General features: G+C 51.0%; 9 protein-coding genes, 2 tRNA genes, 2 rRNA genes and 1 riboswitch. Of the genes, 10 read left to right on the top strand and 3 right to left on the bottom strand.

The genetic code is table 11. The annotated features are described in order from the left end of the window. Positions 1 to 13: 13 nt before the first annotated feature. Positions 14 to 748, bottom strand: a complete 735-nt coding sequence (locus tag J1C60_RS17785; RefSeq protein ID WP_128175565.1) for a glutathione peroxidase — start codon at positions 746 to 748, stop codon at positions 14 to 16. A gap of 135 nt (positions 749 to 883) precedes the next feature. On the opposite strand from J1C60_RS17785, the gene oxyR reads away from it, so the two are divergent. Continuing rightward, the gene (gene oxyR / locus J1C60_RS17780; protein WP_128175567.1) at positions 884 to 1,801 is read left to right on the top strand and encodes a DNA-binding transcriptional regulator OxyR; all 918 of its coding nucleotides are present in this window, start codon (positions 884 to 886) and stop codon (positions 1,799 to 1,801) included. On the opposite strand, the gene sthA is transcribed toward oxyR, so the two are convergent. Then, the gene (gene sthA / locus J1C60_RS17775; RefSeq protein WP_128175568.1) at positions 1,784 to 3,184 is read right to left on the bottom strand and encodes a Si-specific NAD(P)(+) transhydrogenase; all 1,401 of its coding nucleotides are present in this window, start codon (positions 3,182 to 3,184) and stop codon (positions 1,784 to 1,786) included. The two genes, oxyR and sthA, sit on opposite strands and share 18 nt — an antisense overlap. A 192-nt stretch (positions 3,185 to 3,376) precedes the next feature. Between sthA and fabR the strand changes: the two genes are divergently transcribed. From fabR to J1C60_RS17760, 3 genes are read left to right on the top strand one after another with little or no spacing between them, the layout of a single operon-like run. Then, positions 3,377 to 4,018, top strand: a complete 642-nt coding sequence (fabR, locus tag J1C60_RS17770) for an HTH-type transcriptional repressor FabR (RefSeq protein WP_128175570.1) — start codon at positions 3,377 to 3,379, stop codon at positions 4,016 to 4,018. A gap of 22 nt (positions 4,019 to 4,040) precedes the next feature. Beyond that, a complete protein-coding gene (locus tag J1C60_RS17765) occupies positions 4,041 to 4,394 on the top strand; it encodes a YijD family membrane protein (protein ID WP_128175571.1) in 354 nt (117 codons plus the stop codon). A gap of 57 nt (positions 4,395 to 4,451) precedes the next feature. After that, on the top strand, positions 4,452 to 4,733 hold the full coding sequence (locus tag J1C60_RS17760) for a hypothetical protein (protein WP_128175573.1): 282 nt from the start codon (positions 4,452 to 4,454) through the stop codon (positions 4,731 to 4,733). Here the strand turns inward: J1C60_RS17760 and trmA are convergent. Further along, positions 4,730 to 5,836 (bottom strand): tRNA (uridine(54)-C5)-methyltransferase TrmA, encoded by a 1,107-nt coding sequence (gene trmA, locus J1C60_RS17755; RefSeq protein WP_128175575.1) that lies wholly within the window; start codon positions 5,834 to 5,836, stop codon positions 4,730 to 4,732. The two genes, J1C60_RS17760 and trmA, sit on opposite strands and share 4 nt — an antisense overlap. 122 nt (positions 5,837 to 5,958) lie before the next feature. Next, a riboswitch (cobalamin riboswitch) is annotated at positions 5,959 to 6,139 on the top strand. Positions 6,140 to 6,210: 71 nt separating this feature from the next. Here trmA and btuB point away from each other — a divergent pair. From btuB to J1C60_RS17725, 6 genes are all read left to right on the top strand, one after another. Further along, positions 6,211 to 8,085, top strand: a complete 1,875-nt coding sequence (gene btuB / locus J1C60_RS17750) for a TonB-dependent vitamin B12 receptor BtuB (RefSeq protein ID WP_128175577.1) — start codon at positions 6,211 to 6,213, stop codon at positions 8,083 to 8,085. Next, positions 8,030 to 8,881: a glutamate racemase gene (gene murI, locus J1C60_RS17745; RefSeq protein ID WP_128175579.1), complete on the top strand. Its 852-nt coding sequence runs from the start codon at positions 8,030 to 8,032 to the stop codon at positions 8,879 to 8,881. The genes btuB and murI overlap by 56 nt, the downstream gene beginning before the upstream one ends. Before the next feature lie 357 nt (positions 8,882 to 9,238). Next, positions 9,239 to 10,780: ribosomal RNA gene (locus tag J1C60_RS17740) — 16S ribosomal RNA — on the top strand. Between the two features lie 72 nt (positions 10,781 to 10,852). Next, positions 10,853 to 10,929: transfer RNA gene (locus J1C60_RS17735), tRNA-Ile, on the top strand. A gap of 129 nt (positions 10,930 to 11,058) precedes the next feature. After that, positions 11,059 to 11,134, top strand: a tRNA-Ala gene (locus J1C60_RS17730). A gap of 201 nt (positions 11,135 to 11,335) precedes the next feature. Next, positions 11,336 to 14,243: ribosomal RNA gene (locus J1C60_RS17725) — 23S ribosomal RNA — on the top strand. The 16S and 23S rRNA genes sit together here with 2 tRNA genes alongside, the layout of an rRNA operon. Positions 14,244 to 14,254: the final 11 nt, after the last annotated feature.

Raw genomic sequence — 14,254 nt, 5'->3', positions numbered from 1 at the left:
GCCCTCCCGCTTATTACGCCGTCGCGAAGTATTTTTCCAGGTCGTCGCTGCCGCCAATATGGCGTCCGCCAATAAACACCTGCGGCACGGTGGCGCGGCCGGTTACGGCGCGCAAACTGACGGTGGTGGCATCCTGTCCCAGAACAATCTCTTCATACTGGATACCACGATCGAGCAGCATCTGCTTAGCTTTGGTACAGAATGGGCAGCCGGGCTTGGTAAACAGGGAAACCGATTCCTGTACCTTAAATTCCGGTGCCAGATAGCGCAGCATGGTGTCAGCGTCGGAGACTTCAAACGGGTCGCCTGGCTTGTTCGGCTCAACAAACATTTTCTCTACTACACCGTTACGTACCAGCATGGAGTAACGCCATGAGCGCGGGCCGAAACCTAAATCCGCTTTTTCAACCAGCATTTCCATACCGCGGGTAAAATCACCGTTGCCGTCCGGAATAAAGGTGATGTTGTCGGCATGCTGGTCAGCCTTCCAGGCATTCATGACAAAGGTATCGTTTACCGACACGCAAAGAATGCTGTCGACACCCTGTGCGGCAAAGACGCTGGCCAACTCGTTGTAGCGCGGCAGGTGGCTGGAGGAGCAGGTTGGCGTAAAAGCACCCGGCAACGAGAATACGATAACCGTTTTGTCTTTAAACAGTTCATCGGTCGTAACGTCGATCCAGCGATCGCCATGGCGTGTGTGGAACGTAACCTGCGGGACCTTTTTACCTTCCTGACTTGCAAACATAAACTACCTCATGGTGAATAATGTCGATATGGCTTTGCCTGAATATTGGACATTATTCAGATCCGGACTTGATAGGGCTAATCGTTGATTGCTATGCTATCTATCGCCACGGGCTATCGTGGCTCGGAGGATTAAATGAATATTCGTGATCTTGAATACCTGGTTGCGTTGGCTGAGCATCGTCATTTCCGACGAGCCGCCGATTCATGCCATGTCAGCCAGCCCACGCTGAGTGGACAAATTCGTAAGCTTGAAGATGAATTAGGTGTCATGTTGCTGGAACGCACCAGCCGTAAAGTCTTGTTCACACAGGCGGGTCTATTGCTGGTGGATCAGGCTCGTACCGTCCTGCGCGAAGTGAAGGTACTTAAAGAGATGGCGAGCCAGCAGGGCGAAGCGATGTCAGGGCCTTTGCATATCGGGCTGATTCCGACGGTAGGTCCCTACCTGTTGCCGCAGATAATACCCATGCTGCATCAAACCTTTCCAAAGCTTGAAATGTATTTGCACGAGGCACAGACGCATCAGCTTTTAGCTCAGCTCGACAGTGGAAAACTTGACTGCGCTATTTTGGCGCTGGTTAAAGAGACTGAGGCTTTTATTGAGGTTCCTTTGTTTGACGAGCCGATGAAGCTGGCAATTTACGCCGATCACCCGTGGCGCGATCGCGATCGCGTGCCGATGTCTGATTTAGCCGGTGAGAAGTTACTGATGTTGGAAGATGGCCACTGCTTGCGCGATCAGGCACTGGGATTCTGCTTTCAGGCCGGTGCAGATGAAGACACGCATTTCCGTGCGACCAGTCTGGAAACGCTACGTAATATGGTTGCCGCAGGCAGTGGGATTACGCTGTTACCGTCACTGGCCGTACCAAAAGAGCGGATTCGCGACGGTGTGTGTTACCTCTCATGTTACAAGCCAGAACCCCAGCGCACCATTGCGCTGGTTTACCGTCCTGGCTCGCCGCTGCGTAGCCGTTATGAGCACCTGGCAGAGGCAATCCGTGCCCATATGCAGATTTATATGGGCAATGGCTTAAAACAAGCGATTTAAGCCATTTAGCGCTGCAACGCGATAGGCCTCAGCCATCGTCGGATAATTAAAGGTGGTATTCACGAAGTATTCGATCGTGTTGCCACCATTTTTTTGCTCCATGATCGCCTGGCCGATGTGGATAATCTCCGCTGCACGCTCACCAAAGCAGTGGATACCGAGGATCTCTTTCGTTTCACGATGGAACAGGATTTTCAGGCTACCGACATTCATACCAACAATTTGCGCTCGTGCCAGATGTTTAAACTGCGCACGCCCCACTTCATACGGGACTTTCATTGCGGTAAGCTGCTGCTCAGTCTTACCGACAGAGCTAATTTCTGGGATGGTATAAATCCCGGTTGGGATATCTTCGATCAGATGTGCGGTGGCTTCACCTTTAATGATCGCCTGTGCGGCAATTCGGCCCTGATCATAAGCGGCAGAGGCAAGGCTTGGATAGCCAATGACATCCCCCACTGCATAGATATGCGGTTGTGCGGTCTGGTACATACTGTTTACTTTCAGCAATCCGCGACTATCGGCTTCCAGTCCTACGTTTTCCAGCGAGAGTGAATCAGTATTGCCGGTACGCCCGTTAGCATACAGCAAGCAGTCTGCTTTCACTTTCTTACCGGATTTCAGATGTACAATGACACCATCCTGTACCCCTTCGATTTTCTCAAATTCTTCGTTATGTCGGATAACAACACCGCTATTCCAAAAGTGATATGAGAGTGAATCTGACATCTCCTGATCAAGGAATGCCAGCAGACGATCGCGGGTATTAATCAAATCCACTTTCACGTTCAGACCGCGAAAAATGGAGGCATATTCGCAGCCGATTACGCCAGCGCCGTAAATAATCACATGACCGGGCTCATGGGTCAGATTAAGGATGGAATCTGAGTCATAAACACGTGGATGAGTAAAATCAACGTCTGCCGGATGGTATGGGCGTGAGCCACAGGCTATAACAAATTTTTCGGCGGTAAAGCGCTCAGTGGTGCCGTCGGGATAGGCCACCTCAATGGTATTCGCATCAATAAAATGCGCATCCCCCTGAAAAATTTGGCAGTGATTACGTTCGTAAAAGCCCTGACGCATGCGGGTTTGTTGGCTAATAACGTTTTCTGTGTGATTAAGAATATCAGCGAAAGAAGAACGAAGCAGATGGCTATGGTCACTGTAAAGCGGGTTTTGATTAAACTCGATAGTGCGGCTGACGGCATGGCGCAATGCCTTCGACGGTATGGTTCCCCAGTGTGTGCAGCCACCACCAATATTGTGGTAGCGCTCGATCACTGCGATACGCGCCCCCTGTTTCACCAGGCCCATCGCAGCACCCTCACCGCCGGGACCTGAGCCAATAACAATGGCATCGTAATCGTAAGACTGTTGCATACCCGTAAGTCCTATTTTATATACATTTTTACAACGGGATTCTAACATCTCGTCGCGAACATCCCAATTGTATCAGGGTTTTTTACCATGATTTGACAAAGCGTGGGGTTAACAGGCGGTCACAAACTTTGCCGGACTGTACGCTGAAAAGTTTGCTATAGTGCCGCTTCGGCATGCAAAACAGGCATAAAAATGGGCGTCAGAGCGCAGCAAAAAGAACGTACACGGCGTTCGCTTATTGAAGCGGCATTCAGTCAGCTGAGTGCCGAGCGCAGTTTTGCCAGCCTGAGTTTGCGTGAAGTCGCTCGCGAAGCGGGTATCGCGCCGACCTCCTTTTACCGTCACTTTCGTGATGTTGATGAGCTTGGGTTAACCATGGTTGATGAAAGTGGATTGATGTTGCGTCAGTTGATGCGCCAGGCACGACAGCGTATTGCAAAAGGAGGTAGCGTTATTCGTACCTCTGTATCAACATTTATGGAGTTTATTGGTAATAATCCCAATGCGTTCCGTCTGTTGCTACGTGAGCGTTCCGGTACTTCCGCGGCGTTTCGTGCTGCTGTTGCCCGCGAGATTCAGCATTTCATTGCTGAGCTTGCCGATTATCTCGAGCTGGAAAATCGCATGCCGCGCAGCTTTACGGAAGCGCAGGCGGAAGCAATGGTCACGATTGTTTTCAATGCGGGAGCAGAAGCATTAGACATTGATACTGAACAGAGACGTCAGCTTGAAGAACGCCTGGTGTTGCAGTTGCGCATGATTTCGAAGGGTGCTTATTACTGGTATCGCCGTGAGCAGGAGAGGTTGGCGGTAACATTAGAATCAAATCACTAAGCAGGTTAATAAGGATAATGACATGACTGAACAAACTCACCGGGACAGAGGGACGTTATTGTTAGCTTTTATCTCCGGGCTTTCGATAAATGGTTCTTTTTCGGTGCTTTTTAGCTCCATCGTGCCGTTTTCAATTTTCCCCATTATTGCTCTTGGCCTGGCGGTCTGGTGCTTGCATCAACGCTACCTTAACCGTGCGATGCCTGAAGGTATGCCTTCGTTGGCGGCGGCGTTTTTCCTGCTTGGTGTCCTGCTTTATAGCGCTATCGTTCGCGCTGAATACCCTGATATTGGTTCAAATTTTATCCCGGTTATCCTGATGGTCGCACTGATTTTCTGGATTGGGCTACGTCTTAAAGCAAAGAAGAAGCTGTGATAAAAAAAAGGTGAGCTCGGATCCAGACAAATTAAAGCACAAGGAAGGCTTTAAATTATGCGTTATCTTTCTTTATCCCTTTTCATCGTTTTTTTGGCGGGTTGTAGCGATCACGGGTCAACCTGGAAGTCTGCCGAGGATTTATATCCTGGCACGTCGACTGGTCAGATCCATGGTGATAAACGCACGCAGAGCCAGCGCTATCAGGATTGTTTGCGACAGGCTAGGCTGATAAAGGAAAATACGGGCAAGCATGGCGAGCTTAAACAGCACAAGTTGCGTTGTGTTAGTCGTTCTTATCAGCCGGATCCTGATTATATGAAAGTGATTGTGCGCTAGTTTCCTGAGCGTGAGAGTAATACGCCGCACTCCATATGGTGTGTATAAGGAAACTGATCAAACAGGGCTAATCTGGTGATGTCATGCGTTTGCGATAGCGTTTGCAAGTTATCGCTCAACGTTTGTGGATTACATGAAATATACAGAATCCGCGAATAACCCTGGACCATCTTTAATGTTTCGTCATCCAGCCCACTGCGCGGTGGATCGACAAAAATGGTTTCACATTGATAGCTTTTGAGGTCGATACCTTCTAACCGATTGAAGCTACGTACGCCGTTCATTGCCTGGGTAAATTCTTCTGCCGCCATGCGGATGATCTGTACGTTATCAATATGATTAGCCGTAATGTTGTATTGCGCTGATGCAACTGATGGTTTGGCGATTTCTGTCGCCAGTACGCGGCGGAAATTACGTGCGAGCGCCAGCGAGAAGTTACCGTTTCCGCAATAGAGTTCCAGTAGATCGCCGTGTGAATTTTGTGTCACATCTAAGGCCCACTCCAGCATCTGTATATTCATAGCCGCGTTAGGCTGCGTGAAGCTGTTTTCCACCTGGCGATAAATCATCTCTTTGCCCGCGACGGGCAAGCATTCATCAACGTAATCGCGATCCAGGCAAATTTTGGTTTTGGTGGCGCGGCCAATCAACTGTACATCAAACCCTTCGGCGCGAAGGTTATCGCGCAAGGTTGCTGCTGCAGCGCTCCATTTGTCTTCCAACTTGCGGTGGTACAGCAGGGAAATAACAATCTGATTGCTCATTGTCGACAGATAATCGATTTGGAACAGCTTATAACGCAGCACGTGATTGTCACGTAGCGCATCGATCATTTTTGGCATCATCTGGTTGATCAAGGCGCTGGCTGCGGGGAATTGATCGACACGAATACGTTGTTTGGTCTGTTGATCAAACATGATGTGATAGAGATCATCACCTTCGTGCCATATGCGGAACTCGGCGCGCATACGGTAGTGACTCACCGGTGAGCGGAACACCTCCACGTCGGGCGCGCTAAAAGGCGTCATTATTGCCTGTAAACGGCTGACCTTTTCCGTGAGTTGCGCGTCGTACTGTTCAATCGGGAGTTGTTCGGGTGTCATCTTTAATCCTGGTAATATGCCTGCTTGCCGGCGATTGTAGGGATTCAATGGTCGATGTCCAGCGTTGTCGCAAAAAGTGATTTTTTAGCAGTTTAGAAGTCTGGATTTCCATGTATCTAAAAAGTAGTATGCGTGCACCGGCCTCCCGAGGAGTTAAAAGGGAATCCAGTGTAAATCTGGAGCTGACGCGCAGCGGTAAAGAGTATCCAGGCGATTGCTGATGCAGACACTGTCTTCGGATGGGAAGTCTTCGCCTTATCATCGACTCCCAGCCCGAAGACCTGCCGGCGTAACGTCGCACTTCGTACGATTATCGCGTGCTATCAATCGTATGCCTGCGGCATCCTGTATGATTTTTTGGATGCTTAATCACCATGAAAAAGAATAAAAAAACGCTGTTGGCATTGAACACAGCGGCGCTCTACCTTTGGGTGCAAAACGGCTTCGCACAGGAGCCTGACAATACGCTGGTCACCACGGCGAACCGATTTTCTCAACCGGTGTCATCAGTATTAGCTTCAACCTCCGTTGTTACCCGTGAAGAGATTGATCGCTGGCAATCCAAAAGCGTTGCGGATGTCATGCGGCGTTTGCCTGGCGTAGATATCGCTCAAAGTGGTGGATTGGGTCAGCAAAGCTCACTGTTTATTCGTGGCACGGAGTCCCGCCATGTATTAGTGCTGATTGACGGTATTCGCTTGAATCAGGCGGGAATTAGTGGTTCTTCAGACCTTAGCCAAATACCTGTCTCCCTCGTACAACGTATTGAGTATGTTCGGGGGGCGCGTTCAGCTATATATGGTTCGGATGCTATTGGCGGCGTAGTCAATATTATCACCGGCCGCGACAAACCAGGCACCACTCTGACGGCCGGGATAGGATCGAATGGCTATCAGGCCTATGATGGTGCTACGCAGCAGATGCTTGGCGATCAGACTCGCGCCACGCTGGCGGCTAATTACACTTATACCCGTGGCTATGATGTTGTGGCTAATTACCCGGATGTCTATGGCGATCCGGCGCAAAAAGATCGCGACGGGTTTATGAGTAAAAGCCTGTATGGTGCGGTAGAGCACCAGTTTAATGATGAGTTTAGCGGTTTTTTCCGTGGTTATGGTTATGATAACCGTACTGCTTATGATAATAGCCTCAGTTTCGCGGTGCCCGGCGCGCTGGTGGATACTCGCCAGCTCTATAGCCAAACGTGGGATACCGGCTTGCGTTTCAACCGCGACATCTATTCTACCCAGTTAATTGCCAGCTATAGCCACACGAAAGATTATAATTACGATCCGCGCCTGGGCCGCTACGCTGAACCGGCAACGGCAGATGACGTTGAACAATATAACCTGCAATGGGGTAATACTCTTGCCGTGGGTTATGGCACTGTGAGTACAGGCGTTGACTGGCAAAAGCAAACATCTGAGCCGAATACTAACTTTGTCAGCGAGGGGCAAGAGCAGCGTAATACTGGCGTTTACGCGACGACCCAACAAAAATTGGGAAGCGTGACGCTGGAAGGTGCGGTTCGCGGTGACGATAACAATGCGTTTGGCTGGCACAATACCTGGCAGACTGGCGTGTCCTGGGAATTAGTTGATGGGTATAGCGTTTTCGCATCTTACGGTACGGCTTTCAAAGCACCTAATCTAAGCCAGGTTTATAGTGGAACCTATGGCAATCGCGATCTCAATCCGGAAAAAAGTAAACAGTGGGAAGGCGGTTTCGAGGGGCTCACTGGGCCGCTGAATTGGCGCGTATCCGGCTATCGCAACGATATTGAGGACCTTATCGATAGCGATCCCACCACTTTCCGCTATTACAACATTGGTAAAGTGTCCATAAAGGGTGTAGAAGCAACGGCCTCTTTTGACACCGGACCGGTCAGCCATTCTCTCTCGTATGATTATGTTGACCCACGCGACGGTCAGACGCATGAGGTTCTGCTTCGCCGCGCTAAGCAGCAGGTCAAATATCAACTGGACTATACGATCTATAGTTTAGACTGGTCGCTGAGCTATCAGTACCTGGGTGATCGTTACGATAAAGACTTCAATTCATCCTTTACGCCACGGACAGTGAAACTCGGTGGCGTTAGCCTGTGGGATCTCGCCGTTTCGTATCCGATCACATCCCAGCTTACCGTTCGTGGTAGAATCGCCAACCTGTTTGATAAAGATTACGAGACAGTTTATGGCTATCAAACTCCAGGAAGGGAGTACTACCTTAGCGGCAGCTATACCTTTTAAACAGCGCCCCACCGTACTGGTTTTTGATTCCGGGGTGGGCGGGCTTTCTGTCTATGATGAAATCCGGCAATTGTTGCCGGATCTTCATTATCTCTATGCCTTCGATAACGTCGCTTTTCCGTATGGGGAGAAGAGTGAAGATTTTATTGTCGAGCGTGTAGTGGATATCGTCTCTGCAGTGGAAAAATGTTATCCACTCTCTCTGGTGGTTATCGCGTGTAATACCGCCAGTACGGTAACGTTACCAGCGCTACGTGAGCGATTTGATTTCCCAGTAGTCGGTGTTGTGCCAGCGATTAAACCCGCTGCACGTTTAACACGTAACGGAATTGTTGGCCTGCTGGCGACGCGTGCTACGGTGAAACGCCGCTATACACATGAATTGGTTTCGCGTTTTGCCAGTGAATGTAAAATTGAAATGCTGGGTTCAGCAGAGCTGGTTGAGTTAGCTGAGGCAAAATTGCACGGGCGGATGATTTCTCTGGAAGAGATGACACAGATTTTGCAGCCATGGCTGCGTATGCAGGAACCGCCGGATACCGTCGTATTGGGATGTACCCATTTCCCCTTATTAAGCGAAGAATTGCAAAGCGTCTTGCCTGAAGGAACCCGATTAATCGATTCCGGTGCGGCTATCGCGCGCCGAACGGCCTGGTTGCTGGAACATGAATCACCAAAAGTGTATTCAACAGAAAGTAACACTGCTTTTTGTATGGAATTTACGGAAGAAACTGCTCAGTTAATGCCCGTTTTACAAAGATATGGCTTTGTAAAACTCGAGAAACTGGCGTTTTGAGTAAAAAAGAAACATTCGATTTTTTTTTTGCATTTAACACTTGTCAGCCGTCAGGAACTCCCTATAATGCGCCTCCACTGACACGGAACAACGGCTTACAGGTCGGCGTGTCAGGAAGAGAAAGGCGAATAAACCCTTGACTCTTCAGCGGCAAAGCGTAATATACGCAACCCGCGCCACACGAGATTGTGGCACCGCTCTTTAACAATTTATCAGACAATCTGTGTGGGCACTCGCAGGATTGATATCAACGTCTCCGGACGTAAAAAATATCAAGTCTTAAGAGTGAACACGTAATAAATTCATTACGACGTTTTCCTTGAGCATCGCTTCACGAGTTGAAGCAAATCAAACTTTAAATTGAAGAGTTTGATCATGGCTCAGATTGAACGCTGGCGGCAGGCCTAACACATGCAAGTCGAACGGTAGCACAGAAGAGCTTGCTCTTCGGGTGACGAGTGGCGGACGGGTGAGTAATGTCTGGGGATCTGCCCGATGGAGGGGGATAACTACTGGAAACGGTAGCTAATACCGCATAACGTCGCAAGACCAAAGTGGGGGACCTTCGGGCCTCACACCATCGGATGAACCCAGATGAGATTAGCTAGTAGGTGGGGTAACGGCTCACCTAGGCGACGATCTCTAGCTGGTCTGAGAGGATGACCAGCCACACTGGAACTGAGACACGGTCCAGACTCCTACGGGAGGCAGCAGTGGGGAATATTGCACAATGGGCGCAAGCCTGATGCAGCCATGCCGCGTGTATGAAGAAGGCCTTCGGGTTGTAAAGTACTTTCAGCGGGGAGGAAGGGAGAGAGGTTAATAACCTTTTTCATTGACGTTACCCGCAGAAGAAGCACCGGCTAACTCCGTGCCAGCAGCCGCGGTAATACGGAGGGTGCAAGCGTTAATCGGAATTACTGGGCGTAAAGCGCACGCAGGCGGTCTGTTAAGTCAGATGTGAAATCCCCGGGCTCAACCCGGGAACTGCATTTGAAACTGGCAGGCTTGAGTCTCGTAGAGGGGGGTAGAATTCCAGGTGTAGCGGTGAAATGCGTAGAGATCTGGAGGAATACCGGTGGCGAAGGCGGCCCCCTGGACGAAGACTGACGCTCAGGTGCGAAAGCGTGGGGAGCAAACAGGATTAGATACCCTGGTAGTCCACGCCGTAAACGATGTCGACTTGGAGGTTGTGCCCTTGAGGCGTGGCTTCCGGAGCTAACGCGTTAAGTCGACCGCCTGGGGAGTACGGCCGCAAGGTTAAAACTCAAATGAATTGACGGGGGCCCGCACAAGCGGTGGAGCATGTGGTTTAATTCGATGCAACGCGAAGAACCTTACCTGGTCTTGACATCCACAGAACTTTCCAGAGATGGATTGGTGCCTTCGGGAACTGTGAGACAGGTGCTGCATGGCTGTCGTCAGCTCGTGTTGTGAAATGTTGGGTTAAGTCCCGCAACGAGCGCAACCCTTATCCTTTGTTGCCAGCGGTTCGGCCGGGAACTCAAAGGAGACTGCCGGTGATAAACCGGAGGAAGGTGGGGATGACGTCAAGTCATCATGGCCCTTACGACCAGGGCTACACACGTGCTACAATGGCGCATACAAAGAGAAGCGACCTCGCGAGAGCAAGCGGACCTCATAAAGTGCGTCGTAGTCCGGATCGGAGTCTGCAACTCGACTCCGTGAAGTCGGAATCGCTAGTAATCGTGGATCAGAATGCCACGGTGAATACGTTCCCGGGCCTTGTACACACCGCCCGTCACACCATGGGAGTGGGTTGCAAAAGAAGTAGGTAGCTTAACCTTCGGGAGGGCGCTTACCACTTTGTGATTCATGACTGGGGTGAAGTCGTAACAAGGTAACCGTAGGGGAACCTGCGGTTGGATCACCTCCTTACCTGAAGATACTTTCCGGCGCAGTGTCCACAACAGATTGTCTGATGAAAAGAAACGAGCAGGATACCTTTATAGGCTTGTAGCTCAGGTGGTTAGAGCGCACCCCTGATAAGGGTGAGGTCGGTGGTTCAAGTCCACTCAGGCCTACCAAATTCTTACTCATGCTGCGTTATGCTCGCGGTCGTTTACTGAAGTAAACTTCCCGGTCGCATGCCTTGCCTGAGAAAGAATTAACTCTTGATTGAGTTTGGTAATAAAGGTCTCTGCAAGTGACTGTATGGGGCTATAGCTCAGCTGGGAGAGCGCCTGCCTTGCACGCAGGAGGTCAGCGGTTCGATCCCGCTTAGCTCCACCATATATGTCCTGAAATCCAATACTTCAGAGTGTACTGGCAACAGTATGCTGCGAAGTATTATGCTCTTTAACAATCCGGAACAAGCTGAAAATTGAAACGACACGTCGCGTCATTCTTCCGTAATAAAGAATGAAGGCGGTGTGTTCGAGTCTCTCAAATTATCACGACACATGTGCGTTGCAAAACGCCTGTGGGTTGTGAGGTTAAGCGACTAAGCGTACACGGTGGATGCCCTGGCAGTCAGAGGCGATGAAGGGCGTGCTAATCTGCGATAAGCGCCGGTAAGGTGATATGAACCGTTATAACCGGCGATACCCGAATGGGGAAACCCAGTGCAATCCGTTGCACTATCATGTCATGAATACATAGTGGCATGAGGCGAACCGGGGGAACTGAAACATCTAAGTACCCCGAGGAAAAGAAATCAACCGAGATTCCCCCAGTAGCGGCGAGCGAACGGGGAGGAGCCCGGAACCATCATCAGCTTGTGCATCAGTGGAAGCGTCTGGAAAGTCGCGCGACACAGGGTGAAAGCCCCGTACACGAAGATGCACCTGCTGTGAGTTCGAAGAGTAGGGCGGGACACGTGGTATCCTGTCTGAATATGGGGGGACCATCCTCCAAGGCTAAATACTCCTGACTGACCGATAGTGAACCAGTACCGTGAGGGAAAGGCGAAAAGAACCCCGGCGAGGGGAGTGAAAAAGAACCTGAAACCGTGTACGTACAAGCAGTGGGAGCCTCTTTAATGGGGTGACTGCGTACCTTTTGTATAATGGGTCAGCGACTTATATTCTGTAGCAAGGTTAACCGTATAGGGGAGCCGCAGGGAAACCGAGTCTTAACTGGGCGTTAAGTTGCAGGGTATAGACCCGAAACCCGGTGATCTAGCCATGGGCAGGTTGAAGGTTGGGTAACACTAACTGGAGGACCGAACCGACTAATGTTGAAAAATTAGCGGATGACTTGTGGCTGGGGGTGAAAGGCCAATCAAACCGGGAGATAGCTGGTTCTCCCCGAAAGCTATTTAGGTAGCGCCTCGTGAACTCATCTCCGGGGGTAGAGCACTGTTTCGGCTAGGGGGCCATCCCGGCTTACCAACCCGATGCAAACTGCGAATACCGGAGAATGTTATCACGGGAGACACACGGCGGGTGCTAACGTCCGTCGTGAAGAGGGAAACAACCCAGACCGCCAGCTAAGGTCCCAAAGTCATGGTTAAGTGGGAAACGATGTGGGAAGGCCCAGACAGCCAGGATGTTGGCTTAGAAGCAGCCATCATTTAAAGAAAGCGTAATAGCTCACTGGTCGAGTCGGCCTGCGCGGAAGATGTAACGGGGCTAAACCATGCACCGAAGCTGCGGCAGCGACGCTTATGCGTTGTTGGGTAGGGGAGCGTTCTGTAAGCCGTTGAAGGTGGCCTGTGAGGGTTGCTGGAGGTATCAGAAGTGCGAATGCTGACATAAGTAACGATAAAGCGGGTGAAAAGCCCGCTCGCCGGAAGACCAAGGGTTCCTGTCCAACGTTAATCGGGGCAGGGTGAGTCGACCCCTAAGGCGAGGCCGAAAGGCGTAGTCGATGGGAAACGGGTTAATATTCCCGTACTTGGTGTTACTGCGAAGGGGGGACGGAGAAGGCTATGTTAGCCGGGCGACGGTTGTCCCGGTTTAAGCGTGTAGGCTTGCATCCCAGGCAAATCCGGGGTGCTTTAAGGCTGAGGCGTGATGACGAGGCACTACGGTGCTGAAGTAACAAATGCCCTGCTTCCGGGAAAAGCCTCTAAGCTCCAGGTAACACTGAATCGTACCCCAAACCGACACAGGTGGTCAGGTAGAGAATACCAAGGCGCTTGAGAGAACTCGGGTGAAGGAACTAGGCAAAATGGTGCCGTAACTTCGGGAGAAGGCACGCTGGCGCGTAGGTGAAGGGACTTGCTCCCGGAGCTGAAGCCAGTCGAAGATACCAGCTGGCTGCAACTGTTTATTAAAAACACAGCACTGTGCAAACACGAAAGTGGACGTATACGGTGTGACGCCTGCCCGGTGCCGGAAGGTTAATTGATGGGGTTATCCGCAAGGAGAAGCTCTTGATCGAAGCCCCGGTAAACGGCGGCCGTAACTATAACGGTCCTAAGGTAGCGAAATTCCTTGTCGGGTAAGTTCCGACCTGCACGAATGGCGTAATGATGGCCAGGCTGTCTCCACCCGAGACTCAGTGAAATTGAACTCGCTGTGAAGATGCAGTGTACCCGCGGCAAGACGGAAAGACCCCGTGAACCTTTACTACAGCTTGACACTGAACATTGAGCCTTGATGTGTAGGATAGGTGGGAGGCTTTGAAGCGTGGACGCCAGTCTGCGTGGAGCCGACCTTGAAATACCACCCTTTAACGTTTGATGTTCTAACGTAGGCCCGTTATCCGGGCTGCGGACAGTGTCTGGTGGGTAGTTTGACTGGGGCGGTCTCCTCCTAAAGCGTAACGGAGGAGCACGAAGGTCAGCTAATCACGGTCGGACATCGTGAGGTTAGTGCAATGGCATAAGCTGGCTTGACTGCGAGAGTGACGGCTCGAGCAGGTGCGAAAGCAGGTCATAGTGATCCGGTGGTTCTGAATGGAAGGGCCATCGCTCAACGGATAAAAGGTACTCCGGGGATAACAGGCTGATACCGCCCAAGAGTTCATATCGACGGCGGTGTTTGGCACCTCGATGTCGGCTCATCACATCCTGGGGCTGAAGTAGGTCCCAAGGGTACGGCTGTTCGCCGTTTAAAGTGGTACGCGAGCTGGGTTTAGAACGTCGTGAGACAGTTCGGTCCCTATCTGCCGTGGGCGCTGGAAGACTGAGAGGGGTTGCTCCTAGTACGAGAGGACCGGAGTGAACGCACCACTGGTGTTCGGGTTGTCATGCCAATGGCATTGCCCGGTAGCTAAGTGCGGAAAAGATAAGCGCTGAAAGCATCTAAGCGCGAAACTTGCCTCGAGATGAGTCTTCCCTGACTCCTTGAGAGTCCTGAAGGGACGTTGAAGACGACGACGTTGATAGGCCGGGTGTGTAAGCGCAGCGATGCGTTGAGCTAACCGGTACTAATGACCCGTGAGGCTTAACCTTACAACGCCAGA

Source organism: [Pantoea] beijingensis (assembly GCF_022647505.1).
GTDB classification, from domain to species: Bacteria; Pseudomonadota; Gammaproteobacteria; order Enterobacterales; family Enterobacteriaceae; genus Erwinia; species Erwinia beijingensis.
Note: the sequence above shows the minus strand (reverse complement) of the source record. Positions and strands in the feature narration are given on the sequence as shown.

Excerpts from the sequence above, each read along its gene's own strand:
- J1C60_RS17785 (WP_128175565.1), bottom strand. The coding sequence starts at position 748 with ATGTTTGCAAGTCAGGAAGGTAAAAAGGTCCCGCAGGTTACGTTCCAC.
- oxyR (WP_128175567.1), top strand. The coding sequence starts at position 884 with ATGAATATTCGTGATCTTGAATACCTGGTTGCGTTGGCTGAGCATCGT.
- murI (WP_128175579.1), top strand. The coding sequence starts at position 8,030 with ATGGCTATCAAACTCCAGGAAGGGAGTACTACCTTAGCGGCAGCTATA.
- J1C60_RS17765 (WP_128175571.1), top strand. The coding sequence starts at position 4,041 with ATGACTGAACAAACTCACCGGGACAGAGGGACGTTATTGTTAGCTTTT.
- sthA (WP_128175568.1), bottom strand. The coding sequence starts at position 3,184 with ATGCAACAGTCTTACGATTACGATGCCATTGTTATTGGCTCAGGTCCC.
- J1C60_RS17760 (WP_128175573.1), top strand. The coding sequence starts at position 4,452 with ATGCGTTATCTTTCTTTATCCCTTTTCATCGTTTTTTTGGCGGGTTGT.
- fabR (WP_128175570.1), top strand. The coding sequence starts at position 3,377 with ATGGGCGTCAGAGCGCAGCAAAAAGAACGTACACGGCGTTCGCTTATT.
- btuB (WP_128175577.1), top strand. The coding sequence starts at position 6,211 with ATGAAAAAGAATAAAAAAACGCTGTTGGCATTGAACACAGCGGCGCTC.
- trmA (WP_128175575.1), bottom strand. The coding sequence starts at position 5,836 with ATGACACCCGAACAACTCCCGATTGAACAGTACGACGCGCAACTCACG.